The sequence below is a fragment of the Pseudomonas sp. R-28-1W-6 genome (assembly GCF_009799925.1).
Taxonomy (GTDB): Bacteria; Pseudomonadota; Gammaproteobacteria; order Pseudomonadales; family Pseudomonadaceae; genus Aquipseudomonas.
This window is the reverse complement of sequence record NZ_WELK01000002.1, coordinates 173,406-196,020: the sequence shown is the minus strand read 5'-3', so window position 1 is coordinate 196,020 and position 22,615 is coordinate 173,406. Positions and strand designations below refer to the sequence as shown.

Sequence of the window (22,615 nt, the reverse complement as noted above, 5' to 3'; positions counted from 1 at the left end):
GCCCGAGGGCTGCCGTTTTTTGTTGGGCGCTCGGTTACAGCGGTAGCCCGGCCTTGATCCGGTACTGGTTGCGCACCGGGGTGGCGTACTGCTGGATCAGCCACGGGCGCTGCTCGGCCGGGCAGGCGTCCAGGCGGCGTTGCCACTCGTTGCTGGCCTTGGCCAGTTCGGCGGCGGGGAACAGCTGTTCGGCGGCGGGCACGGCCAGGGCCGGGTCGCGCTCGCTCCACTGGGCGTAGGCCAGGTAGTGCGCCGGGAACAGGCGATAGCCGCCGAGGATCTGCTGGTCCATCAGGCTGGCGAGCTGCTTGGCATCCTCGAAACCGCTGGTCACCGGGGCGCCGAAGTGGATGTGCACACGGCCTTTGTAGCCGGTGATGCCCAGGGCGATGCTGGCGTCGTCCTCGCCCGGGGCCTTCTCGTAGCAGCCCGTAGCGGCGCGGATCGACAGCTCGCGGGCCTTGGCCTGGTCGCAGGGGTCGTACTCGTAGCTGATCGATACCGGGATCAGGTTGAGCGAGGCCAGCACCTCGGCAAACGGCTCGTCCTTGCGGCTCATGTGGAACATCTTGAGGATCGCCGGGTCGGTGCGGTCGTCACCGTCCTTGGCGCGGCCCTCGGCCTGGGCGATCCACACCGACTGGCCATCGACGCGGATCGAGTGGTTGATGTAGGCCGACAGCAGCTGGAAGGCCGCCAGCTTCTCGCGGCGGCCGGTCAGCGAGCGGTGCACGATGAAGCTCTTGTTCAGGCGCATCAGGTCGCTGACGAAGGGGCGCTGCAGCAGGTTGTCGCCGATGGCGATGCGCGGCGTCGGCAGGCCGGCATGGAAGGCGGCGTAGTTGACGAAGGCCGGGTCCATGACGATGTCGCGGTGGTTGGCGAGGAACAGGTAGGCGCTGCCCGGCTTGAGCTGTTCGATCCCGGAGTAGGTCACGCCGTCGGTGGCATGCTCGATGGTGCGATCGACGTAGGACTCGATTTTCACCTGCAGCGCTTCCACCGAATGCACATCGGCCAGCTGTTTGTGCAGGCGATGGGCTATAAGAGGTTTAAGCAGCCAGCCCAGCGGACCGGCCAGGCGCGGGAAGCGAAAGCGCGTGAGCATGCCGAGGAAGGTCGGGTCGGCCAGCAGGCGGGCCAGTACGGCGGGGACTTCGTGGTCGGCGTAGGGTCGGATGGAATCGAATTCGCCCATCATGTTCTCGTTGTTCAGGAGCGGGAATGGCGTTCTGGCCCGGCAAAGGCTGTGCAGTAGACCGGTGATTGTAACCGCAAGTCACAGTGGAGGTCGTGATGCTGGAAGCACAGTGCTATCAATGTCCGTATTGCGGCGAAGAGGTGGAGGCCGTGCTCGACCTGTCCGCCGGCGATCAGGAGTACGTCGAGGACTGTCCGGTGTGCTGCCGGCCGATCGTCTTCGACCTGCGCACCGATGGCCAGGACTGGACCCTGCACGTGCGTACGGAGAACGACTGATGCAGCGCATCTATGAACCGCTCGACCTGCTGGAAGGCGAAATGCTCCTGGGCATGCTCGCCAGCGAAGGCGTGGCGGCCCACCTGGCCGGGCAGCATCTGCTCGGGGCGATCGGCGAGCTGCCGGCGCTGGGCCTGCTCGGCCTGCTGGTGGAAGACCGGGATGCCGAGCACGCACGCCGGCTGATCGATGCGTACAATGCCGCCGCGCCCCTGCCCGGCGATGAGCCGGAGCAGCATCCCGGTACCCTGCTGTGCTAGCCGCGCTGGCCGGCCCCCGTTCCCTTAATCGATGAGCCCCGCTGCATGAGTGGTCGTTACGCCCTGTTCCGTTGGTCGCCCAGTTTGTCCGGGCTGCCCGGTTTTCCCGCCGGCCAGGCGCCGCACTGGAACCTGGCGCCCGGCGCGCAGGTGCTGTTTCTGCGCCAGGTCGATGGCGAGCTGCAGGCCGCCAGCGGGCGCTGGGGGCTGACGCCGGCCTGGCTGAAGGACCTGAACACGGCGCCGTCCCATGCCCGCGCGGAAACCCTCGCCGAGCAGCCGATGTTTCGCGAAGCCTTCCAGAAGCGCCGTTGCCTGCTGCCGGCCAACGGCTTCTACGAATGGCGCGGCGAACTGCGCAAACGCCCGTTCTGGCTGACCGCCGAGGGCAGCCTGATGCACTTCGCCGCGGTGTGGGAGGCCTATCCGATTGGTGGGCAGGTGTACCTCAGCGTGGCCATGGTCACCCAGGCGGCGGCCCATCTGCGCCGCCCGCTGATCCTCGACGAGGCGCAGCAGCGCGCCTGGCTGGCCGCCGATACGCCGGCCGCCGAGTTGCAGGCGCTGCTGCTGATTCCGACCCCGCCGCTGCGCGAGCGGGTACTGGCCAACCTGGTCAACGATCCCAAGTTCGATGCGCCGGAGTGCCTGACGCCGGCGTGAGTGCTGCAGCCGGTCGCCGCTGTTGTGTAGGGTGCGCCGTGCGCACCGGCAAGCCCGCAGATAGTCCTGGTGCGCACGGCGCAGCCTACGGCAGTTGCTGATACTCCGGCCGCTGCGCCAGCCCTTCCTTCAATAGCTCGACCAGCTGGCGCACCTTGGGCGACAGATGCCGCTGCTGCGGATACAGCGCCCACACCGCGGTATGTGGTGGCCGGTGCTGGGCCAGCAGGTCGACCAGTGCGCCGCTGCGCAGGTGCGCCTGCACGTAGTAGTCGGGCAACTGGCACAGGCCGAAGCCGCGCAGGGCGGCGTCCAGCACTGCCTCGCCGCTGTTGCAGCGCCAGTTGCCCTGCACCCGTTGCGCCAGCTCGCGACCGTCCTGCTGGAAGCTCCAGCTGTCGCTGCTGCCGATCAGGCAGTTGTGCCGCGCCAGCTCCGACAGCGAGTGTGGCCGGCCGTAGCGCTCCAGGTAGGCCGGCGCCGCGCACAGGTGCATGACCCGCGGCGCCAGGCGCGTGGCCAGCATGCGCGAGTCCTGCAGGCGGCCGAGGCGGATGGCCAGGTCCAGGCCACCGTGCAGCAGGTCGAGGGTCTGGTTGCTCAGCTCGATCTCCACCCGCAGCTGCGGATGGCGCTGCATGAAGTCGTTGACCAGCGGCACGATGAAGCGCTCGCCATAGGCCACCGCGCAGGTCATGCGCAGCAGGCCCTTGGGCTCGCCGGCCAGGTCGCCGACTGCGCGCAGGGCTTCCTCGCGGGCGTCCTGCAGGCGTTGGCAATGCTGCAGAAAGGTCTGCCCGGCCTCGGTCAGCGCCACCTTGCGCGTGCTGCGGTAGAACAGGCGGGTCTGCAGGCGCTCTTCCAGCTTGGCCACCTGGCGACTGACCTGCGAGGACGACAGGCCCAGGCGCTCGGCGGCGGCGCTGAACTGGCCGCACTCGGCGACCGCGACGAATTCATCCAGGCCTTCCCAGCGGTTCATAGGTGTTGATTATCCCTGGTTGGCAATAATGTTTTGCTTGGTGGCGGATTATCCAGCAAAACGCACTGATCTACACTCTGCGCCACTTTCCATCAGCCTGTCGGAGAACCCCCATGATCAAGTCCCGCGCCGCCGTGGCTTTCGCCCCCAACCAGCCGCTGCAAATCGTCGAAGTGGATGTGGCGCCGCCCAAGGCCGGCGAAGTGCTGGTGCGTATCGTCGCCACCGGCGTCTGCCACACCGATGCCTACACCCTGTCCGGCGCCGACTCCGAGGGCGTGTTCCCGGCCATCCTCGGCCACGAAGGCGGCGGCATAGTCGAGGCAGTGGGCGAGGGCGTGACTTCGCTGGCGGTCGGCGACCACGTGATCCCGCTGTACACGGCCGAATGCCGCGAGTGCAAATTCTGCAAATCCGGCAAGACCAACCTGTGCCAGAAAGTCCGCGCCACCCAGGGCAAGGGCCTGATGCCGGACGGCACCAGCCGCTTCAGCTACCAGGGCCAGCCGATCTACCACTACATGGGTTGCTCGACCTTCTCCGAGTACACCGTGCTGCCGGAAATCTCCCTGGCCAAGATCCCCAAGGATGCGCCGCTGGAGAAGGTCTGCCTGCTCGGCTGCGGCGTCACCACCGGCATCGGCGCGGTGCTGAATACCGCCAAGGTGGAGGAGGGCGCCACCGTGGCGATCTTCGGCCTGGGTGGCATCGGCCTGGCGGCGATCATCGGCGCCAAGATGGCCAAGGCTTCGCGGATCATCGCCATCGACATCAACCCGGCCAAGTTCGACGTGGCTCGTGAGCTGGGTGCGACCGATTTCGTCAATCCCAAGGAGCATGACAAGCCGATCCAGGACGTGATCGTCGAGATGACCGATGGCGGCGTCGACTACAGCTTCGAGTGCGTCGGCAACGTCAAGCTGATGCGCGCCGCACTGGAATGCGCGCACAAGGGCTGGGGCGAGTCGGTGATCATCGGCGTGGCCGGTGCCGGCGAGGAAATCAGCACCCGTCCGTTCCAGCTGGTGACCGGGCGCGTCTGGCGCGGTTCGGCCTTCGGCGGCGTGCGTGGCCGCACCGAGCTGCCGAGCTACGTGGAGAAGGCGCAGAAGGGCGAGATTCCGCTGGATACCTTCATCACCCACACCATGCCGCTGGAGCGGATCAACGAAGCCTTCGACCTGATGCACGAAGGCAAGAGCATTCGTACCGTTATCCACTTCTGATCCGTCGGGTGGACAACGCGGCGCGGTTTTCCACCCTACGCGAGGCATCTCTATGACTCTCGAAATCGTCTCCAGCAACAAGAGCTGTGGCGGCTGGCACAAGCGTTATCGCCACCGCTCCAGCACGCTGAACTGCGACATGGTCTTCGCCGTCTACCTGCCGCCGCAGGCCGAGCAGGGTGCCAGGCTGCCGGTGCTGTACTGGCTGAGCGGCCTGACCTGCACCGACGAGAACTTCATGCAGAAGGCCGGCGCGCAGAAGCTCGCCGCCGAGCTGGGCCTGGTCATAGTCGCGCCGGACACCAGCCCGCGCGGTGCCGAGGTGCCGGGCGACCCGGACGGTGCCTGGGACTTCGGCCTCGGCGCCGGCTTCTACGTCAACGCCAGTCAGGAACCCTGGGCGCGCCATTACCGCATGCACGACTACGTGGTGCACGAGTTGCCGGCGCTGATCGAGGCCAACTTCCCGGTGTCGGACAAGCGTGGCATCAGCGGCCATTCCATGGGCGGCCACGGCGCGCTGGTCTGCGCCTTGCGCAATCCGGGGCGCTACCGCTCGCTGTCGGCCTTCGCGCCGATCAGCAACCCGAGCAACTGCCCCTGGGGCGAGAAGGCCCTGGGCCGTTACCTGGGTGAGGAGCGCAGCCGCTGGCGCGAGTGGGATGCCTGTGCCTTGCTGGCCGAGGCCAGGGAGAAGTTGCCGATCCTGGTCGACCAGGGCGATCGCGATGACTTCCTGGCCAACCAGCTCAAGCCCGAGGCGCTGCAGGCCGCCGCCAAGGCCGCCGGCCATCCGCTGACCCTGCGTCTGCAACCGGGCTACGACCACAGCTACTACTTCATCGTCAGTTTCATCGATGAGCATCTGCGTCATCATGCGGCGGCGCTGCTCGACGCGTAGCCCGGATGCAATCCGGGAAATTGGCTCCGCGGATTTCATCCGGGCTACGGGGCAATCCGGTTAGAATCACGCCCTGACTTCTGCAGGGCGTTTTTCTTTTATGCGTATCGGCCATGGTTACGACGTGCACCGCTTCGGCGAGGGCGATTTCATCACTCTCGGTGGCGTGCGCATTCCCCACAAGTTCGGCCTGGTGGCCCATTCCGATGGTGACGTGCTGCTGCACGCGCTCAGCGATGCGCTGCTCGGCGCCGCGGCGCTGGGCGATATCGGCAAGCACTTCCCGGATACCGACCCGACCTTCAAGGGCGCCGACAGCCGCGCGCTGCTGCGCCATGTGCTCGGCCTGGTCCAGGCCAAGGGCTGGCTGGTCGGCAACGTCGACGCCACCATAGTCGCCCAGGCGCCGAAGATGGCGCCGCATATCGAGACCATGCGCGGGCTGATCGCCGCCGACCTGCAGGTCGAGCTGGATCAGGTCAACGTCAAGGCCACCACCACCGAGAAGCTCGGCTTCACCGGTCGCGAGGAAGGCATCGCGGTACACGCCGTGGCACTGCTGGTGAAAGCATGAACGAATTGCAGCTGCTCGGCCCGCGCGCCCACGGCGAGGCCTGCGGGCGTGCCGTGCTGAAGGCCACCGCGGAAGACTTCCAGGTCGATGAAGTACTCGACATCCCGCTGTCCGGCCAGGGCGAGCACCTGTGGCTGTGGGTGGAGAAGCGCGGGCTGAATACCGAGGAGGCGGCGCGCCGCCTGGCGCGGGCCGCCGGCGTGTCGCAACGAAATATCAGCTATGCCGGGCTGAAGGATCGCCAGGCGCTGACCCGCCAGTGGTTCAGCCTGCACCTGCCGGGCAAGGCCGATCCCGACCTGAGCGCGGCCGAAGGCCATAGCCTGAGCATCCTCAAGACTGCGCGGCACTCGCGCAAACTGCAACGCGGCGCCCATTCGGCCAACGGTTTCACCCTGCGCCTGACCCAGTTCGACGGCGACAAGGACGCCCTGGAGCAACGCCTGCGGCAGATCCAGACCCAGGGCGTGCCCAACTATTACGGCCTGCAGCGCTTCGGCTTTCAGGGCGGCAACGTCTTCGAGGCACGCCAGTACGCCGAGCGCCACGAGCTGCCCGAGCAGCGCAACCTGCGCTCACGGCTGCTCTCGGCGGCGCGCAGCTTCCTGTTCAACCGGGTGCTGGCCGAGCGGGTCGCCGCGGGCAGCTGGAACCAGGTTTCGGTCGGCGATCTGCTGGCATTCACCGACAGCCGCAGCTTCTTCATGGCCGGCGAGGCCGAGTGCACGGACCCGCGCCTGGCGATTCTCGACCTGCATCCCACCGGCCCGCTGTGGGGCAACGGGCCGTCGCCCGCGGCCGGCGCGGCGCACGAACTGGAGCAGGGCATGGCGGCGAGCGAGCAGGGCCTGGTGGACTGGCTGGTCGAAGCGGGCATGGCGCACGAACGGCGTATCCTGCGCCTCCCCATCGGCGGTTTGTCGTGGCATTATCCGGAGCCTGACATTCTGCAACTGCACTTCGTCCTGCCGGCCGGATGCTTCGCCACCATGGTGGTGCGCGAACTGGTCGATCTACTGCCGGCAGGGCAGACGGATAATCCATGCGAATTCTGATTTCCAACGACGACGGGGTGATGGCACCCGGCATCGCCGCGCTGCATGGCGCGCTGGCTGACTATGCCGAGTGCGTGATCGTCGCCCCGGCCGAGGACAAGAGCGGCGCCAGCAGCTCGCTGACCCTCGACCGCCCGTTGCACCCGACGCGCCTGCCCAACGGCTATATCAGCCTCAACGGCACGCCGACCGACTGCGTGCACCTGGGCCTCAACGGCCTGTTCGATCAGGTGCCGGAGATGGTGGTGTCGGGGATCAACCTGGGCGCCAATCTGGGCGACGACGTGCTGTATTCCGGCACCGTGGCCGCGGCCCTGGAGGGGCGCTTCCTCAACCGCCCGGCATTCGCCTTCTCGCTGTTGTCGCGGCAGACCGAGAACCTGCCGACCGCCGCCTATTTCGCCCGCAAGCTGATCGAGGCCCAGGAGCAGCTCGACCTGCCGCCGCGCAGCGTGCTCAACGTCAACGTGCCCAACCTGCCGCTGGAGCGCATCCGCGGCATCCAGCTGACCCGCCTGGGCCATCGAGCCCGCGCGGCGGCACCGGTCAAGGTGGTCAACCCGCGTGGCAAGGAAGGCTACTGGATCTCGATTTCCGGCGATGCCGAAGACGGCGGCCCGGGTACCGACTTCCATGCGGTGATGCAGGGCTACGTGTCGATCACCCCGCTGCAGCTCGACCGCACCTTCAACGATGCCTTTGCCAGCCTCGAAGGCTGGCTGGAGGGCCTGCTCTGATGCGCGGCCAGGACCATCTGCAGCGTCACGGCATCGGCATGACCTCGCAGCGTACCCGCGAGCGGCTGATCGAGCGCCTGTACGAGGAAGGCCTGTCCAATCCGAGCGTGCTGGAGGTCATTCGCCGCACGCCGCGCCATCTGTTCGTCGACGAGGCGCTGGCGCACCGCGCCTACGAGGACACCGCGCTGCCCATCGGTCACAACCAGACCATCTCCCAGCCGTACATGGTCGGGCGCATGACCGAGTTGTTGCTGGCGGCCGGGCCGCTGGACAAGGTGCTGGAGATCGGCACCGGCTCCGGCTACCAGACCGCCGTGCTAGCGCAACTGGTCGAGCGGGTGTTCTCGGTCGAGCGCATCCAGGGCCTGCAGGAGCGGGCCAAGGAGCGTCTGGCCGAGCTCAATCTGCGCAACGTGGTGTTCCGCTGGGGCGATGGCTGGGAGGGCTGGAACGCCCTGGGCCCGTACAACGGCATCATCGTCACCGCGGCCGCCGCCGAAGTGCCGCAGGCGCTGCTCGAGCAGCTGGCCCTGGGCGGGCGCCTGGTGATTCCGGTCGGCGCCGGCGATGTGCAGGAACTGCTGCTGATCGTCCGCGAAGAAGACGGCTACTCCCGGCATGTGCTGGATGCGGTGCGTTTCGTGCCGCTGCTCAACGGCCCGGTGGCCTGATTCGTCGGGCAGGCAAGCCTGCCATCTGCCGTTTCGCCGAGGGCACTGTCCCGGCCGGCAAGACACTGCGTCGCACAATCGTCAGGCAGCCTGGTTCTGCCTGGCTGGTTCTGCCGAATAATTCCGGCACAATAACCACACTTCCAAGAAAAAACCGGCATAGGGGCACGGGGTGAGACTCACAACCAAACAGCAGCGAAATCGTCTGATCGGCTTGCCCGGTGTGGGCGCCCTGGTTTTCGCCGCCGTACTGACCGGTTGTGCCAGCTCCAAGTCGACGCAGGTGCAGGTGGTCGATCGCAATCATGGCGCGAGCGGCCAGGCGCAGCAGCGTCCCCAGGCTCGCGGCGGGCAATACATCGTGCAGCGCGGCGATACCCTGTATTCCATCGCCTTCCGCTTCGGCTGGGATTGGAAGGCGCTGGCCGCGCGCAACAACATCGCGGCGCCGTTCGTGATCCGGCCGGGGCAGATCATCCGCTTCGATCTGCCCGGCGCCAGCGCGGCGAGCGTGGCCCAGGCGAGCCAGCCGGCCGTGGCCGTACCGGTCACGACGCGGCCGGTCAATCGCCCGGCGCAACCGGCGACAGCCGCTACGCCATCCCAGCCGGTGACGGCCGGCAAGCCTCCGCTGGCGGTTACGGCAGCGCCCGGCAAAGTCGAGCCGGTTGCCCGTTCGGCCAAGGGCTGGGCCTGGCCGACCAACGGTGTGCTGATCGGCAAATTCTCCTCAAACGGCAGTTTGAATAAAGGAATTGATATCGCAGGGGAATTGGGCCAGCCTGTTTTGGCTGCGTCTGATGGTTCCGTTGTGTACGCCGGAAGTGGTTTACGGGGCTACGGCGAACTGGTGATCATCAAGCACAGCGATACCTACGTAAGTGCTTACGGACATAACCGTAGGCTACTGGTGCGGGAGGGGCAGCAGGTCAAGGTCGGACAGAATATCGCCGAGATGGGCTCCACGGGAGCCGACCGGGTGAAACTCCATTTCGAGATTCGCCGTCAGGGTAAGCCCGTAGACCCCCTGCAATATCTGCCTCGTCGCTGACCTTGCTACCAAGCCTGTTCCACTGACGTGGGAGGAACGGGCTCGGGTGTTGCCAGGGATTTGATCGTCTTTCCATTGGGTGTGAAGTGAGCGGCGACAGGTTTGTCTTGCGACAGGCTTGGGGGGCCGATCTCCCTGATGCGAAACGGACTGGGCGCCGCCAGGGCTTGTTGTCGAACTCAGCAAAGGACAACAACAATGGCACTCAATAAAGAAGCGCCGGAGTTTGACGTCGACGATGACGTGCTGCTCATGGAGCCCGGTCTCGTCCTGGACGATGTGTTAAGCGAGGATTCCGAGCTCCCCATCTCCAGCGCCAAATCCAGAAACTCGACCACTGGTCTCAAGCAGCACAAGTACATCGATTACACCCGGGCGCTCGACGCCACTCAGCTCTATCTCAACGAAATCGGCTTTTCCCCGCTACTGACCCCTCAGGAAGAAGTGCACTTCGCGCGTCTGGCGCAGAAGGGCGATCCCGCAGGGCGCAAGCGCATGATCGAGAGCAACCTGCGCCTGGTGGTGAAGATCGCCCGGCGCTATGTCAATCGGGGGCTGTCGCTGCTGGACCTGATCGAGGAGGGCAACCTCGGCCTGATCCGCGCAGTGGAGAAGTTCGACCCCGAGCGCGGCTTCCGCTTCTCGACCTACGCGACCTGGTGGATTCGCCAGACCATCGAACGGGCGATCATGAACCAGACCCGTACGATTCGCCTGCCGATCCATGTGGTCAAGGAACTCAACGTCTACCTGCGTGCGGCCCGCGAGCTGACGCAGAAGCTCGACCACGAGCCCTCGGCGGAGGAGATCGCCAACCTGCTGGAAAAGCCGGTGAACGAGGTCAAGCGCATGCTCGGCCTCAACGAACGGGTGACTTCGGTGGATGTTTCCCTGGGCCCGGACTCGGACAAGACCCTGCTCGATACGCTGACCGACGAGAAGCCGACCGACCCCTGCGAACTGCTGCAGGACGACGACCTTTCGCAGAGCATCGACCAGTGGCTGTCGGAACTCACCGACAAGCAGCGTGAGGTGGTGATCCGCCGCTTCGGCCTGCGCGGCCATGAGAGCTGCACCCTGGAGGAGGTCGGCCAGGAAATCGGCCTGACCCGCGAACGGGTGCGGCAGATTCAGGTCGAGGCACTCAAGCGTCTGCGCGAAATCCTCGAGAAGAATGGCCTGTCGAGCGATGCGTTGTTCCAGTGATGCCTGTGCGCTGACAAGAACCCGGCCTCGGCCGGGTTTTTTGTGCGCGCCCATGTAAGCCATTGCTTACGCGAGCTGTAGGAGATCGCAGGCACATGGCGCAAGCAGCGAGCGGCTTTTTATCCTGGAATATTTATAAAATACTGATATTTATAGGTTTATTTGTTTTTTGGAGGCTGTTTCCACACCCGTCCGGGCCGGCTCGGGGCCTTGCCCGCACGGCGCGAGACGCTAATATGAACCCCGTGCAAAGGGAAAAGCACGGGCCGTCAGGGAAGAGGGTCAGGAACCACCGCAGGATGCGGTTCATCAGGATGATGAGCAGGAAACAGAGGGAGTAGGGAAAAAAGAGCGGGCGGTTAATCACCGCCCCTTTTTTTGCCCGCAGAAAACCTGCACACAGTAAAAGGCCCGCATCGAGCGGGCCTTTTACATTGCAGTGAAAGCGCTTAGCGCTCCAGGTGCTGCAGCTTGTCCTTCACGCCGTCCCACTCTTCGGCGTCCGGCAGGGCTTCTTTCTTCTCGGTGATGTTCGGCCAGATTTCGGCCAGGTCGGCGTTCAGCTCGATGAACTCCTGCTGCTCTTCCGGCACCTCGTCCTCGGAGAAGATCGCCTGGGCCGGGCATTCCGGCTCGCACAGGGCGCAGTCGATGCACTCGTCCGGGTGGATCACCAGGAAGTTCGGGCCTTCATAGAAGCAGTCGACCGGGCAGACTTCCACGCAGTCGGTGTATTTGCACTTGATGCAATTGTCGGTAACGACGAAGGTCATGGTTCGATTCTCTCCTCGGGCGGCGGCCTGATCCCTTTCTGCGCAGGGCTTGCAGGTGCTCTGTAATTGGCCGCGGCTCAGGCTGTAAACCGGGCAGTCGTAAAATTGCGCGCGATTCTATCAGCTTGCGCCGCTGGGCGTTAGATGCGTGTCTTCCATGTATATAACAGCTCCAGGGCGCGGCGCGGTGTCAGATCATCGGGATTGATCTTGGCCAATTCCTCCAGCACCGGGTGCGGCAGGCTGGCGAACAGGTCATTCTGCATGGGTGCGGCCGGTTGGCCGGCCACGCTGCGCGGCGCTTCGTGGGGCAGGCTGGTGGTTTCCAGGCGCGCCAGGTGCTCGCGGGCGCGGGCGATCACCGGCGCCGGCACGCCGGCCAGTTGTGCCACCGCCAGGCCATAACTCTGGCTGGCCGGGCCGGGCAGCACGTGATGGAGGAAGACGATGCGCTCGTTGTGCTCGGTGGCATTGAGGTGCACGTTGGCCACCGCAGGCGTGCTTTCCGGCAACACGGTCAGCTCGAAGTAGTGGGTGGCGAACAGCGTCCAGGCGCGCAGGCTGGCCAGCTGCTCGGCCGCTGACCAGGCCAGCGACAGGCCGTCGAAGGTACTGGTGCCACGGCCGACTTCGTCCATCAGCACCAAGCTGCGTTCGCTGGCGTTGTGCAGGATGTTGGCGGTCTCGCTCATCTCCACCATGAAGGTCGAACGGCCACCGGCCAGGTCGTCGCTGGAGCCGATGCGGGTGAAGATGCGGTCGACCAGTGACAGCTCGCAGCTGGCGGCCGGGACGAAGCTGCCGATATGGGCGAGCAGCACGATCAGTGCGGTCTGGCGCATGTAGGTCGACTTACCGCCCATGTTCGGGCCGGTGATGATCAGCATGCGGGTGTTGTCGTCCAGATCCAGATCGTTGGCCACGAACGGCGTATCCAGCACCTGTTCGACCACCGGGTGGCGACCCTGGCTGATGCGCATGCAGGGTTCTTCGACGAAGCGCGGGCGGTTGAGGTCGAGGTTCAGTGCGCGCTCGGCCAGGTTGCTCAGCACATCCAGCTCGGCCAGGGCCGCGGCGCTGTCCTGCAGTGGCGCCAGGTGGCCGATCAGGCGTTCCAGCAGCTCGTCGTACAGCAGCTTCTCGCGGGCCAGGGCGCGGCTCTTGGCCGACAGCGCCTTGTCCTCGAACTCCTTGAGCTCCGGGGTGATGAAACGCTCGGCGCCTTTCAGGGTCTGCCGGCGGATGTAGTCGGCCGGCGCCGATTCGGCCTGCTTGCTCGGCAGCTCGATGAAGTAGCCGTGTACGCGGTTGTAGCCGACCTTGAGGTTGGCCAGGCCGGTACGGGCCTTCTCGCGTACTTCCAGGTCCATCAGGTACTGGCCGGCGTTCTCGCTGAGCGATTGCAGCTCGTCCAGCTCGGCGTCGTAGCCGGTCTTCAGCACGCCGCCGTCGCGGATCACTGCAGGCGGGTTGTCGATGATGGCGCGGGCCAGCAGGTCGGCCAGTTCCGGGTAGGTGCGGATATTCACCGCCAGTTCGCTCAGGTGCGGCACGTCCAGCTTGGCCATGCCGTCCTGCAGCTGCGGCAGGGCGGCCAGTGCATCGCGCAGGCGCGCCAGGTCTCGCGGGCGGGCGTTGCGCAGGCCGATGCGGGCGAGGATGCGTTCGAGGTCGCCGATGTCCTTGAGCTGCGGCTGGATCAGCTCGAACTGGTAGTGATCGAGCAGGCAGGCGATGGAGTCCTGGCGGCCTTCCAGCACCACGCGATCGCGCAGCGGACGGTTCAGCCAGCGGGTCAGCAGGCGCGAACCCATGGCGGTCTGGCAGCGGTCGACCACCGATTGCAGGGTGTTGTCGCGCCCGCCAGCCAGGTTGGTGTCCAGCTCCAGGTTACGCCGGCTGGCGCCGTCGAGAATTACCGTGTCGTCGAGGCGTTCATGACGCAGGCTGCGCAGGTGCGGCAGGGCAGTGCGCTGGGTTTCCTTGGCGTAGCCGAGCAGGCAGCCGGCGGCGCCGATGGCCAGGGTCAGGTGCTCGCAGCCGAAGCCCTTCAGGTCCTGGGTGGCGAACTGTTGGCACAGGCTCTTGCGCGCCGTGTCGCGGTCGAAGTCCCAGGGCGCGCGGCGGCGGGTGCCGCGGCGCTTGTCCAGCGGCAGGCCCTGCGGCCAGTCGTCGGGGATCAGCAGTTCGGCCGGGCTCAGGCGCTCCACTTCGGCCAGCAGGTTTTCCCAGCCCTTGAGCTCCTGCACGGTGAAGCGGCCGCTGGTGATGTCCAGCGTGGCCAGGCCGAACAGGCGCTCGTCGCCGAGCACGGCGGCCAGCAGGTTGTCGCGGCGCTCGTCGAGCAGAGCCTCGTCGCTGATGGTGCCGGGGGTGATGATGCGCACCACCTGGCGCTCCACCGGGCCCTTGCTGGTGGCCGGGTCGCCGATCTGCTCGCAGATCACCACCGACTCGCCGAGCTTGACCAGCTTGGCCAGGTAGCCCTCGGCCGAATGGTGCGGGATGCCGCACATCGGGATTGCCTGGCCGGCCGAGGAGCCGCGTGCGGTCAGGGTGATGTCGAGCAGCGCCGCAGCTTTCTTCGCGTCTTCGTAGAAAATCTCGTAGAAGTCGCCCATGCGGTAGAACATCAGCTGGTCCGGATGCTGGTTCTTCAGCTTCCAGTACTGCTGCATCATCGGCGTGTGGGCGGAGAGATCGCTCATGGTTCTGGCTGTCCGGCTTAATTCACAAAGTCGCGTAGTGTACGGTATCCGCCGAACCCGCTTAACCCCGGAGCACATATGGATTCCCTAACTGCATTGGCCGCCCGCCTGGGGCAAGGCCTGCAAGCCGCACATGCCCAGGTCAGCACCGCCGAGTCCTGTACCGGCGGCGGGATTGCCGAGGCGATCACCCGCATTGCCGGCAGCTCGGCCTGGTTCGAGGCCGGCTATGTCACCTATTCCAATCGCCAGAAGACCGCCCAGTTGGGGGTGCCGGCCGAACTGTTCGAGCGCGTCGGCGCGGTCAGCCAGGAGGTGGTCGAAGCCATGGTGCGCGGCGCCCGGCAGCACAGTGGCGCACGCTTCGCCGTGGCGGTCAGCGGTATTGCCGGCCCGGACGGCGGTTCGCCGGACAAACCGGTGGGCACCGTGTGGCTGGCCTGGGGCGACGCCGACCAGCTGTATAGCCAGCGTTGTCAGTTCGCCGGTGACCGCAGCGCAGTGCGCCGGCAGACGGTGGAGCGGGCGCTGCAGGGTGTGCTCCGACTGACGGCAGGAGAAAAACCCTGACGGGGGTAGGCGAGCGACTTGCCTTATGGAATACTACTGTCTACTTATACAGTTGTTGGTGAGCGGTCGGCTCCCCTTGATCACGTGAGGATGGAAATGGACGACAACAAGAAGCGCGCGCTGGCGGCAGCCCTGGGCCAGATCGAGAAGCAATTCGGCAAGGGCGCCGTGATGCGCATGGGCGACCACGAGCGCCAAGCGATTCCGGCCATTTCCACCGGTTCCCTGGGGCTGGACATCGCCCTCGGCATCGGCGGCCTGCCGAAAGGCCGGATCGTCGAGATCTACGGGCCGGAATCCTCGGGCAAGACCACCCTGACCCTGTCGGTGATCGCCGAAGCGCAGAAGCTGGGCGCCACTTGCGCCTTCGTCGACGCCGAACACGCCCTCGATCCGGACTACGCCGGCAAGCTTGGCGTCAACGTCGATGACCTGCTGGTGTCGCAGCCGGATACCGGCGAGCAGGCCCTGGAAATCACCGACATGCTGGTGCGCTCCAATGCCGTCGACGTGATCATCGTCGACTCCGTGGCTGCCCTGGTGCCCAAGGCCGAAATCGAAGGCGAGATGGGCGACATGCACGTCGGCCTGCAGGCCCGCCTGATGAGCCAGGCGCTGCGCAAGATCACCGGCAACATCAAGAACGCCAACTGCCTGGTGATCTTCATCAACCAGATCCGCATGAAGATCGGCGTGATGTTCGGCAGCCCGGAAACCACCACCGGTGGTAACGCCCTCAAGTTCTACGCCTCGGTGCGCCTGGACATCCGCCGTACCGGCGCGGTGAAGGAAGGCGACGAAGTGGTCGGCAGCGAAACCCGCGTCAAGGTAGTGAAGAACAAGGTCGCCCCGCCGTTCCGCCAGGCCGAGTTCCAGATTCTCTACGGCAAGGGCATCTACCGCACCGGCGAAGTCATCGACCTCGGCGTGCAGCTCGGCCTGATCGAGAAGTCGGGCGCCTGGTACAGCTACCAGGGCAACAAGATCGGCCAGGGCAAGGCCAACTCGGCCAAGTACCTGGAAGACAACCCGGAAGTGGGCAGCGCCATCGAGAAGATCATCCGCGAGAAACTGCTGGTGGCTTCCGGTCCGGCGCGTGCCGAAAGCACCGCCGATGCCGACGACCTGGCCGATATCGACGCCTGATCCGCGGCAGCCGGTAGCGTTTCGATATGGCGGCGATGCTCGATACCCTGGTGGCGGTACGCCGCACGGCGATGGACCTGCTGGCGCGGCGTGAGCATGGCCGTGTCGAGTTGACGCGCAAGCTGCGCCAGCGCGGGGCCCCGCAGGAGCTGGTCGACAGCGCCCTCGATCGCCTGGCCGAGGAAGGCCTGTTGTCGGAGACGCGTTACCTCGACAGCTTCGTCGGCAGCAAGGCCCGTTCCGGCTTCGGCCCCTTGCGTATCCGTGAGGAGCTGGCGCAGCGTGGCCTGCCGCGCGCGGCTATCGAGCAGGCCCTGGCTGGTGCGGATGTCGACTGGTCGGCGCAGTTGCGCGAACTCTGGCAGCGCAAGTTTGCCGGCGAGTTGCCTGTCGATGCCCGCGAGCGGGCCAGGCAGGGGCGGTTTCTCGCCTATCGCGGTTTTTCCCAGGAACAGATCGGCCGCCTGTTGCGCGGCGCCGATCTGGACTGAATCCCCTTTAAGCCCGGCGCTCCCCGATCCCGGGCTTTCTTTTTTGTACGATTCCCGGTTGGCGGCAGAGCTCGCCTCAGCTGTTCTGCGCCCAGTTCTGCGGCAGGTTGATGAAGTCGACCAGCTCGCGCAGGCGGCCATGGTCGCGGGCGTTGAAGCTGAAGGCCAGGCGCGTCAGCTCGCAGAACTCCGGCTCGTCGCTTTCCGCCTCGCAATAGCCCTGCTGCAGATAGCCGCCACTCAGGCACAGGTCGGCAAACTCCTTGTTCAGTACCCGCAGCGCCAAATCGTTGAGCGGGTGGTTCATGCGGATCACGAAGCTGCCCTTGAGCCAGCGGGTCGAGTGGTAGTTGCGGTAGAAGCGGGCGATTTCCTGGCCGGCTTCCTGGGCGCTGTGCACCAGGCGCATCAGCTGCATGTCGCTGGGCAGGATGTAACGGCGCTCCAGCAACTGCTCGCGGATGTAGCGCAGGGCCTCCTCCCAATAATTGCTGCCGGGCTCGTCGAGCAGGACGATGGGCACCAGCGGGCTCTTGCCGGTCTGGATCAGGGTCAGGACTTCCAGGGCCTCGTCCAGGGTGCCGAAACCGCCGGGGCAGAGCACCAGGGCGTCGGCCTCCTTGACGAAGAACAGCTTGCGCAGAAAGAAGAAGTGGAACGACAGCAGGTTGTCGCTGCCGTGCACGGTGGCGTTGGCGCCCTGTTCGAAGGGCAGGGTGATGTTGAAGCCGAGGCTGTTCTCCAGGCCAGCGCCTTCATGGGCCGCGGCCATGATGCCGCCACCGGCGCCGGTGACCACCATCAGGTCGAGGTGGGCCAGGGTCTGCCCCAGCTCGCGGGCCAGCCTGTAGGTGGGGTGGTCGCTTGGGGTTCTGGCGGAGCCGAACACGGTGACCTTGCGCCGGCGCTTGAACTGTTCCAGGGCGCTGAAGGCGTGCTCCATTTCGCGCAGGGTCTGCAGCATGATCTTGGCGTCCCAGCGGTTGCGGTCGGCCTGGGCCATGCGCACCACGGTGGTGAGCATTTCCTGGTACAGCGGCAGGTTGGGGCTGGCGGGTGGTACCACCAGGTTGGCGAGTTCCTCGATCTTGTCGGTCAGGTCGATCCCGCCGGTCTGGAAGTGCCTGGATAGATAATCGTCCGATTCATAAGGCATGCAATTTCTCCTTGCTTGATACGGACCGGGTCATTCCACATCCTTGAAACGCCCGACCCTGTGCTGAGTATGGCTGGGCTTGTGACGGTTTGACGGACGAACGGCGCCGCAGGTTGCATGGCGCCACCTGGCTTTTGTAACCGGATTGATCGGCACGAGCCCGCGGCTGCGGGCTGTCTGGCGTGGGGCGGGCACGATCTGCTGCGCGTCGGCCATGCTGCGTTAAAAACAGGCTCTAGCTCGCGAGATCGCAAACCGGTTTTCAGAGGGCGATCTGTTCGCCGGGCTCGGGGATGTTGGCGATCCAGTTGAGCTTCTCGCGCAGGGCCTGTTGCAGCGCCTGCATCTTCTCCAGTTCGCCATGCACCAGGTACAGCTCCGGGTGATGGTCGAAGTGGCCGACCCAGTCGAGCAGCTGCGATTGCCCGGCATGGGCGGAGAAGCCGCCCAGGGTGTGGATCTGCGCTTTGACCGCGATGCGCTGGTGCAGCACCTTCACCGAGGTGGCACCGTCGACGATGCTGCGGCCCAGGGTGCCGGCGGCCTGGAAGCCGGGGAACACCAGGTGGCACTCGCTGCGCCAGAGGTTGTGCTTGAAGTGGTGGACGATGCGCCCGCCGGTGCACATGCCGCTGCCGGCGATGATGATGGCGCCGCTCTTGATCCGGTTGATCGCCATGGAGTCTTCCGGGGTCGGCGTGCAGCGCAGGATCGGCAGCCAGTCCTCGACCCGCTTGACGCCTTTGGCGGCCAGGATTGCGCGATCCTCGGGCGCGAATTGCTCATGGAAACGCGAGTAGATGGCGTTGGCGCGGATCGCCATGGGGCTGTCGAGGAACACGGCCTGCTGCGGCAGGCGGCCTTCCTGGTAGAAGCGGCCGAGGTAGTAGATCAGGTCCTGGGTACGGCCGACCGCAAAGGACGGGATCAGCACGTTGCCGCCTTCGCGGTGAGCTTTCTGCAGGATATCCGCCAGCTCCTCGATCGTGTCGCTGCTGCAGCGGTGATCGCGGTCACCGTAGGTGGACTCCAGCAGCACCACGTCGGCCTTGCTGAGAAAGCTCGGGTCGCGCATCAGTGGCGAGCAGTCGTTGCCCAGGTCGCCGGAGAACACCAGGTGGCGTTTCAGGTGGTGATCCTGGACCTCGATCTCGACGATGGCCGAGCCGAGGATATGCCCGGCATCGTGGAAGGTGATCTGCACGCCCTTGGCCACTTCGTGGGGCTGGCCATAGACCAGGGGGCGGCGCAGCTTGAGTGCCTGCTCGGCATCCCGGGTGGTGTACAGCGGCTTGATCGGCGCCTTGCCCTGGCGCGCGCGCCACTTGTTTTCCCACTCGGCGTCATTTTCCTGGATGTGCGCGGCGTCCAGCAGCATCAGCTCCATCAGTTCGCAGGTGGCGTCGGTGGCGAAGATCGGCCCGCGGTAACCGCCGGCGGCCAGCTTGGGCAGCAGGCCGGTGTGGTCGAGGTGGGCGTGGGAAATCACCACGGCATCCAGGCTCAGCGGGTCGAAGGCGAAGGGCTCGTAGTTGCCTTGCTCCTCCTCGCGGCGGCCTTGGCGCAGACCGCAGTCGAGCAATACGCGGGCACCGTCTCGACTTTCGATCAGGTAGCAGGAGCCGGTGACTTGTTGGATGGCGCCGAGGAAGCTGAGCAGAGCCATGGGAGTATCCTTGCGTAGTGAATGGACCGAGTCTGGCGTGCCGGACGCGGTCGGGTCTTGATGCAGGTCAGCCGGGGCGGGATTGCCTGTTATAGACTGCTAGAAATGTCAGGAGCCAGGCCATGTCCCAGATCATTCCCAGTATCGCCGAGCTGACCGAGCATGCACTGCACGAGCCTGCCTTTGCCGAATGGCAGCGAGGTTACGGCCCCGTTCAGCATAGTCCAGCGACCCAGGCGGCCGTCTACCGCCTGGCCCATCAGCTGGTGCAGGCCGGCCGACAGCCCGACCTGGCCAGCGTGTACCGCTTCATGCGGGCACTGGATCGCCTGAATGCCGCCGGCCTGTGGCTGGTGGTGCACATGACCTATGCCCGGCGCGTGCGCCTGGATGGCACGGCCCTGTCGGCCGAGGACTTCAAGGCGCAGCCCGAGGGGCACACCGGCGGTGCGCTGAACATGGTGCCGGCCTATGCCGGCTATCTGGCCCTGAATGCCCTGAGCGGCGAGACCCGCGGCTGGCTGATGGGTCAGGGCCACTGCGTGGCGGCCATCGAGGCGCTCAACCTGCTCACCGCCAACCAGCATCCGCAGCAGGCCCAGCGCTACAGCCGCGACGAGGCCGGGATGAGCCGCCTGGTGGCCGATTTCTACAGCTATGCGCAGGCCCCGGATGGCGGCCCGGGTGTGCCGCTGGGCAGCCACGTCAACCCGCACACCGGCGGCGGCATTGCCGAGGGCGGCTACCTCGGCTTCGCCGAGTTGCAGTACACCCACATGCCGCTGCCCGGCGAGAAGCTGGTGGCGTTCCTCTCCGATGGCGCGGCCGAAGAGCAGCGCGGCAGCGACTGGATGCCGCGCTGGTGGCGCGCCGAAGACTGTGGGGTGGCGCTGCCGGTGATGATCGCCAATGGCCGGCGCATCGAGCAGCGCACCGAGCTGGGCACCCATGAGGGGCTGGACGGCTTCCGCCTGCACCTGCAGCGCTGCGGCTTCGACCCGGTGAGCTTCGATGGCCGCGACCCGGCGGCCTTTGTCTGCGCCCTGTGGGAGATGGAGCAGCGCCTCGGTCATCGCGTGCAGGAACTGCACAACGAGATCCTCCACTATCCGCTGCCGATGCCCTACGGCATCGCCGAAACGCAGAAGGGCTTCGGTTTCTACGGTGCCGGCAGCAATGCCGCGCACAACCTGCCACTGCCGGCCAATCCGCATGGGGATGCCGCGGCCCTGGCCCTGTTCAACCAGCATGCGGCGCAGCTGTGGGTAGCGCCGAACGAGCTGGCGCAGGCCTGCGCCCTGTTCATCACCTCGCGCGGCGCGCGCCCGGCCGAGCGCGAGCACGCCCTGGCCGTGCGCCAGCCGGCGCAGCCGCAGTTGCCTGCGCTGCATTACCAGGCGCAGAGCTGCTCGCCGATGGCCGCCCTGGACCGCTTCTTCGTCGATCTGGTGCGGGCCAACCCGGGGCTGCGGCCGCGGGTCGGCAACCCGGACGAGCTGGCCAGCAACCGCCTGGGCGGTGTGCTGAAGGCGCTCAAGCACCGGGTCAGCAGCCCGGAGTGCGAGCTGGAGGATGTGCAGGGCGCGATCATCACCGCGCTCAACGAGGAAGCGGTGGTCTCCGCCTGCCTGGCCAACCAGGGCGGTTTGAACCTGGTCGCCAGCTACGAGGCCTTCTGCGTGAAGATGCTCGGGGCGGTGCGCCAGAGCCTGATCTTCGCCCGCCAGCAGAAGGAGGTCGGGCGGCCGGCCGGCTGGCTCGGCTGGCCGCTGGTTGCCACCTCGCACACCTGGGAGAACGGCAAGAACCAGCAGTCGCACCAGGACACTACCTTCTGCGAGGCCCTGCTCGGCGAAATGGGCGACATGGTGCGGGTGCTGTTTCCGGCCGACCATAATGCGCTGCTGGCCCTGTTGCCCGGCATCTATCAGGCGCGTGGGCAGCTGGCCTGTGTGGTGGCGCCCAAGCGCGAGCGGCCGGCGGTCTTCGACCAGCAGCAGGCTGAGCAACTGGCCCGCGATGGCGCGATCCTGCTGGAGCAGGCGCCAGGTGCCGATCCGCTGCTGCTGATCGCCAGCGGCAGCTACCAGCTGGCCGAGATGCGCCGCGCGGCGCAGCGCCTGACGGCGGCCGGGCATGCCTGGCAGCTGATCTACCTGCAGGAGCCGGGGCGCTTCCGCGCTCCGCGCGATGTCTGGGAGGCCGCCGCGGTGGCGGACGGGGCGACGCTGGAGCGGCTGTTCCCGCACCGCCATGGCCGACGCATACTGCTGAGCCACATGCGCCCGGAAGTGGCGCGCGGCCATCTCTGGCCGATCCTCGGCGACGCCACCCGGCAGCGCGTGCTGGGTTACTGCAACCGCGGCGGCACGCTGGACGAGGCGGGCATGCTGTTCGCCAACCGCTGCAGCTGGGCCCATGTGCTGCTGGCCGCCAGCGAGCTGCTGGGGATAGGCTTGGACGAGCTGCTGAACGCGCAGGAGCGTGCGGCGGTGCAGGGCGAGGGCGACCCGGCCTGCCTGCGCTGAGCCGGGTGCCGGGCCGCAAGCCGGCGCCAGTCGGCGGGGAATGACTCAGGGAAGGGAGGGCAGGCATGCCCAAGTTGGTACTGGAGCTGGATCTCGATCTGTATCGCCTGCTGGTGCAAGCCGCCAGCAGCAATGGCTTGAGCCTGGCCGACGAATGTCGGTGGCGTCTGGAGGGTGGTGCGCGGCGCTCCCGTTTCATGGAGGCGCTGCTCACCGAGCTGCGCGCGGACGACGAGCCGCGCGCCGAACAGGCGTGAAGCGACGGCTTACTGCAGGCCGCAATCGGCCTTGCTGAAGCGCTCGGTGGTCACCGGGCGGTTGCTCTGGTATTCGCTGAACTCGTAGCGCAGCACCGCGCCGCGCGCCAGCAGCTGGCGGTAGCCGGTGTTGCTGCAGACGCTGCTGGCCAGTTGCTGGCGCACGGCGTCCGGGTTGCCGCGCATCTGCGCCGCGTGGGCGCTGCGCACGCTGAGGTGGTTGACCAGTTCGTTGCCTTGCACGGTGTAGCCCTGGTCGAGGATGTCCTCGTTGATCGCGCGCGGCGTGCCGACGCTGCTGTCCTTGGCGACCTGGCCGAGCATGCGGGTCAGCTCGTAATCCTTCAGGGAGGCCGCGTGAGCGACGGGCAGGGCAAGGCTGAGGGCGAGCAGGGAAGCGAGGCGCAGCATGAACAATCTCCACAAATAAGGCTGAATCCTTCGACCGGCCATGGCCGGGCCGGTTCAGTCGCGTGCCATCTTACTCTAGACTTGCGCGCCCCATGCCTTTG

The 22,615-nt window shown here is 66.3% G+C and carries 23 protein-coding genes; 16 read left to right on the top strand and 7 right to left on the bottom strand.

Going from position 1 to position 22,615, the window contains the following annotated elements; all coding sequences use genetic code 11:
* Window positions 1–34: 34 nt before the first annotated feature.
* Window positions 35–1,201 (bottom strand): 1-acyl-sn-glycerol-3-phosphate acyltransferase, encoded by a 1,167-nt coding sequence (locus tag F3I62_RS05100; protein ID WP_160488611.1) that lies wholly within the window; start codon window positions 1,199–1,201, stop codon window positions 35–37.
* Between the two features lie 95 nt (window positions 1,202–1,296).
* Here F3I62_RS05100 and F3I62_RS05095 point away from each other — a divergent pair, with 95 nt between their 5' ends.
* The 3 genes from F3I62_RS05095 to F3I62_RS05085 are packed head-to-tail and all read left to right on the top strand — an operon-like array spanning window position 1,297 to window position 2,402.
* Window positions 1,297–1,479 (top strand): CPXCG motif-containing cysteine-rich protein, encoded by a 183-nt coding sequence (locus tag F3I62_RS05095; protein WP_160488610.1) that lies wholly within the window; start codon window positions 1,297–1,299, stop codon window positions 1,477–1,479.
* Window positions 1,479–1,739, top strand: a complete 261-nt coding sequence (locus tag F3I62_RS05090; protein WP_160488609.1) for a putative signal transducing protein — start codon at window positions 1,479–1,481, stop codon at window positions 1,737–1,739. Before F3I62_RS05095 ends, F3I62_RS05090 begins: the two co-directional genes overlap by 1 nt.
* A gap of 45 nt (window positions 1,740–1,784) precedes the next feature.
* Window positions 1,785–2,402, top strand: a complete 618-nt coding sequence (locus F3I62_RS05085; RefSeq protein WP_160488608.1) for an SOS response-associated peptidase — start codon at window positions 1,785–1,787, stop codon at window positions 2,400–2,402.
* A gap of 85 nt (window positions 2,403–2,487) precedes the next feature.
* Here the strand turns inward: F3I62_RS05085 and F3I62_RS05080 are convergent, their stop codons facing one another.
* Entirely contained in the window at window positions 2,488–3,384 is an 897-nt protein-coding gene (locus tag F3I62_RS05080; protein WP_160488607.1) for a LysR family transcriptional regulator, read from the bottom strand.
* A gap of 113 nt (window positions 3,385–3,497) precedes the next feature.
* On the opposite strand from F3I62_RS05080, the gene F3I62_RS05075 reads away from it, so the two are divergent.
* The 8 genes from F3I62_RS05075 to rpoS all read left to right on the top strand — a co-directional run bounded on the left by F3I62_RS05075 (window position 3,498) and on the right by rpoS (window position 10,808).
* Window positions 3,498–4,610 carry an S-(hydroxymethyl)glutathione dehydrogenase/class III alcohol dehydrogenase gene (locus F3I62_RS05075; protein ID WP_160488606.1) on the top strand — a complete coding sequence of 371 codons (1,113 nt, stop codon included), beginning with the start codon at window positions 3,498–3,500 and terminating at the stop codon, window positions 4,608–4,610.
* Window positions 4,611–4,662: 52 nt separating this feature from the next.
* A complete protein-coding gene (fghA, locus tag F3I62_RS05070) occupies window positions 4,663–5,511 on the top strand; it encodes an S-formylglutathione hydrolase (protein WP_160488605.1) in 849 nt (282 codons plus the stop codon).
* A gap of 100 nt (window positions 5,512–5,611) precedes the next feature.
* Window positions 5,612–6,085: a 2-C-methyl-D-erythritol 2,4-cyclodiphosphate synthase gene (gene ispF, locus F3I62_RS05065; RefSeq protein ID WP_160488604.1), complete on the top strand. Its 474-nt coding sequence runs from the start codon at window positions 5,612–5,614 to the stop codon at window positions 6,083–6,085.
* Window positions 6,082–7,140 (top strand): tRNA pseudouridine(13) synthase TruD, encoded by a 1,059-nt coding sequence (gene truD / locus F3I62_RS05060; protein WP_160488603.1) that lies wholly within the window; start codon window positions 6,082–6,084, stop codon window positions 7,138–7,140. Before ispF ends, truD begins: the two co-directional genes overlap by 4 nt.
* Window positions 7,128–7,877: a 5'/3'-nucleotidase SurE gene (surE, locus tag F3I62_RS05055; RefSeq protein ID WP_160488602.1), complete on the top strand. Its 750-nt coding sequence runs from the start codon at window positions 7,128–7,130 to the stop codon at window positions 7,875–7,877. Before truD ends, surE begins: the two co-directional genes overlap by 13 nt.
* A gap of 38 nt (window positions 7,878–7,915) precedes the next feature.
* Window positions 7,916–8,551 carry a protein-L-isoaspartate(D-aspartate) O-methyltransferase gene (locus tag F3I62_RS05050; RefSeq protein ID WP_160489022.1) on the top strand — a complete coding sequence of 212 codons (636 nt, stop codon included), beginning with the start codon at window positions 7,916–7,918 and terminating at the stop codon, window positions 8,549–8,551.
* Window positions 8,552–8,723: 172 nt separating this feature from the next.
* A complete protein-coding gene (locus F3I62_RS05045) occupies window positions 8,724–9,602 on the top strand; it encodes a peptidoglycan DD-metalloendopeptidase family protein (RefSeq protein WP_160488601.1) in 879 nt (292 codons plus the stop codon).
* A 198-nt stretch (window positions 9,603–9,800) separates the two neighbouring features.
* The gene (gene rpoS / locus F3I62_RS05040) at window positions 9,801–10,808 is read left to right on the top strand and encodes an RNA polymerase sigma factor RpoS (RefSeq protein ID WP_160488600.1); all 1,008 of its coding nucleotides are present in this window, start codon (window positions 9,801–9,803) and stop codon (window positions 10,806–10,808) included.
* A gap of 449 nt (window positions 10,809–11,257) precedes the next feature.
* Here the strand turns inward: rpoS and fdxA are convergent, their stop codons facing one another.
* Window positions 11,258–11,581 (bottom strand): ferredoxin FdxA, encoded by a 324-nt coding sequence (fdxA, locus tag F3I62_RS05035; RefSeq protein WP_160488599.1) that lies wholly within the window; start codon window positions 11,579–11,581, stop codon window positions 11,258–11,260.
* Window positions 11,582–11,721: 140 nt separating this feature from the next.
* On the bottom strand, window positions 11,722–14,289 hold the full coding sequence (gene mutS / locus F3I62_RS05030) for a DNA mismatch repair protein MutS (RefSeq protein WP_160488598.1): 2,568 nt from the start codon (window positions 14,287–14,289) through the stop codon (window positions 11,722–11,724).
* Between the two features lie 78 nt (window positions 14,290–14,367).
* On the opposite strand from mutS, the gene F3I62_RS05025 reads away from it, so the two are divergent.
* From F3I62_RS05025 to recX, 3 genes are all read left to right on the top strand, one after another.
* Window positions 14,368–14,859 carry a CinA family protein gene (locus tag F3I62_RS05025; protein ID WP_160488597.1) on the top strand — a complete coding sequence of 164 codons (492 nt, stop codon included), beginning with the start codon at window positions 14,368–14,370 and terminating at the stop codon, window positions 14,857–14,859.
* A gap of 96 nt (window positions 14,860–14,955) precedes the next feature.
* A complete protein-coding gene (gene recA, locus F3I62_RS05020; RefSeq protein WP_160488596.1) occupies window positions 14,956–16,005 on the top strand; it encodes a recombinase RecA in 1,050 nt (349 codons plus the stop codon).
* A gap of 26 nt (window positions 16,006–16,031) precedes the next feature.
* The gene (gene recX / locus F3I62_RS05015) at window positions 16,032–16,496 is read left to right on the top strand and encodes a recombination regulator RecX (protein WP_160488595.1); all 465 of its coding nucleotides are present in this window, start codon (window positions 16,032–16,034) and stop codon (window positions 16,494–16,496) included.
* Window positions 16,497–16,572: 76 nt separating this feature from the next.
* On the opposite strand, the gene F3I62_RS05010 is transcribed toward recX, so the two are convergent.
* Together F3I62_RS05010 and F3I62_RS05005 are read right to left on the bottom strand one after the other, a co-directional pair.
* Window positions 16,573–17,652 (bottom strand): LOG family protein, encoded by a 1,080-nt coding sequence (locus F3I62_RS05010; RefSeq protein WP_160488594.1) that lies wholly within the window; start codon window positions 17,650–17,652, stop codon window positions 16,573–16,575.
* 262 nt (window positions 17,653–17,914) lie between these two features.
* Window positions 17,915–19,318: an MBL fold metallo-hydrolase RNA specificity domain-containing protein gene (locus F3I62_RS05005; protein ID WP_160488593.1), complete on the bottom strand. Its 1,404-nt coding sequence runs from the start codon at window positions 19,316–19,318 to the stop codon at window positions 17,915–17,917.
* Between the two features lie 122 nt (window positions 19,319–19,440).
* Between F3I62_RS05005 and F3I62_RS05000 the strand changes: the two genes are divergently transcribed.
* Window positions 19,441–21,846, top strand: a complete 2,406-nt coding sequence (locus F3I62_RS05000; RefSeq protein ID WP_160488592.1) for a xylulose 5-phosphate 3-epimerase — start codon at window positions 19,441–19,443, stop codon at window positions 21,844–21,846.
* A gap of 65 nt (window positions 21,847–21,911) precedes the next feature.
* Complete coding sequence (locus F3I62_RS04995) at window positions 21,912–22,103, top strand: hypothetical protein (protein WP_160488591.1); 192 nt, start codon at window positions 21,912–21,914, stop codon at window positions 22,101–22,103.
* A 9-nt stretch (window positions 22,104–22,112) separates the two neighbouring features.
* On the opposite strand, the gene F3I62_RS04990 is transcribed toward F3I62_RS04995, so the two are convergent.
* Window positions 22,113–22,514, bottom strand: a complete 402-nt coding sequence (locus F3I62_RS04990) for a quorum-sensing-regulated virulence factor family protein (protein WP_160488590.1) — start codon at window positions 22,512–22,514, stop codon at window positions 22,113–22,115.
* Between the last annotated feature and the right edge of the window lie 101 nt (window positions 22,515–22,615).

What these genes read in the sequence shown, in the direction of transcription:
- F3I62_RS05090 (WP_160488609.1), top strand. Translation starts at nt 1,479, where the DNA reads ATGCAGCGCATCTATGAACCGCTCGACCTGCTGGAAGGCGAAATGCTC.
- ispF (WP_160488604.1), top strand. Translation starts at nt 5,612, where the DNA reads ATGCGTATCGGCCATGGTTACGACGTGCACCGCTTCGGCGAGGGCGAT.
- F3I62_RS04990 (WP_160488590.1), bottom strand. Translation starts at nt 22,514, where the DNA reads ATGCTGCGCCTCGCTTCCCTGCTCGCCCTCAGCCTTGCCCTGCCCGTC.
- rpoS (WP_160488600.1), top strand. Translation starts at nt 9,801, where the DNA reads ATGGCACTCAATAAAGAAGCGCCGGAGTTTGACGTCGACGATGACGTG.
- F3I62_RS05075 (WP_160488606.1), top strand. Translation starts at nt 3,498, where the DNA reads ATGATCAAGTCCCGCGCCGCCGTGGCTTTCGCCCCCAACCAGCCGCTG.
- recX (WP_160488595.1), top strand. Translation starts at nt 16,032, where the DNA reads ATGGCGGCGATGCTCGATACCCTGGTGGCGGTACGCCGCACGGCGATG.
- F3I62_RS05025 (WP_160488597.1), top strand. Translation starts at nt 14,368, where the DNA reads ATGGATTCCCTAACTGCATTGGCCGCCCGCCTGGGGCAAGGCCTGCAA.
- F3I62_RS05095 (WP_160488610.1), top strand. Translation starts at nt 1,297, where the DNA reads ATGCTGGAAGCACAGTGCTATCAATGTCCGTATTGCGGCGAAGAGGTG.
- truD (WP_160488603.1), top strand. Translation starts at nt 6,082, where the DNA reads ATGAACGAATTGCAGCTGCTCGGCCCGCGCGCCCACGGCGAGGCCTGC.
- F3I62_RS05085 (WP_160488608.1), top strand. Translation starts at nt 1,785, where the DNA reads ATGAGTGGTCGTTACGCCCTGTTCCGTTGGTCGCCCAGTTTGTCCGGG.
- recA (WP_160488596.1), top strand. Translation starts at nt 14,956, where the DNA reads ATGGACGACAACAAGAAGCGCGCGCTGGCGGCAGCCCTGGGCCAGATC.
- F3I62_RS05080 (WP_160488607.1), bottom strand. Translation starts at nt 3,384, where the DNA reads ATGAACCGCTGGGAAGGCCTGGATGAATTCGTCGCGGTCGCCGAGTGC.
- surE (WP_160488602.1), top strand. Translation starts at nt 7,128, where the DNA reads ATGCGAATTCTGATTTCCAACGACGACGGGGTGATGGCACCCGGCATC.
- fdxA (WP_160488599.1), bottom strand. Translation starts at nt 11,581, where the DNA reads ATGACCTTCGTCGTTACCGACAATTGCATCAAGTGCAAATACACCGAC.
- F3I62_RS05100 (WP_160488611.1), bottom strand. Translation starts at nt 1,201, where the DNA reads ATGATGGGCGAATTCGATTCCATCCGACCCTACGCCGACCACGAAGTC.
- F3I62_RS05050 (WP_160489022.1), top strand. Translation starts at nt 7,916, where the DNA reads ATGACCTCGCAGCGTACCCGCGAGCGGCTGATCGAGCGCCTGTACGAG.
- F3I62_RS05005 (WP_160488593.1), bottom strand. Translation starts at nt 19,318, where the DNA reads ATGGCTCTGCTCAGCTTCCTCGGCGCCATCCAACAAGTCACCGGCTCC.
- F3I62_RS05010 (WP_160488594.1), bottom strand. Translation starts at nt 17,652, where the DNA reads ATGCCTTATGAATCGGACGATTATCTATCCAGGCACTTCCAGACCGGC.
- fghA (WP_160488605.1), top strand. Translation starts at nt 4,663, where the DNA reads ATGACTCTCGAAATCGTCTCCAGCAACAAGAGCTGTGGCGGCTGGCAC.
- mutS (WP_160488598.1), bottom strand. Translation starts at nt 14,289, where the DNA reads ATGAGCGATCTCTCCGCCCACACGCCGATGATGCAGCAGTACTGGAAG.
- F3I62_RS05000 (WP_160488592.1), top strand. Translation starts at nt 19,441, where the DNA reads ATGTCCCAGATCATTCCCAGTATCGCCGAGCTGACCGAGCATGCACTG.
- F3I62_RS04995 (WP_160488591.1), top strand. Translation starts at nt 21,912, where the DNA reads ATGCCCAAGTTGGTACTGGAGCTGGATCTCGATCTGTATCGCCTGCTG.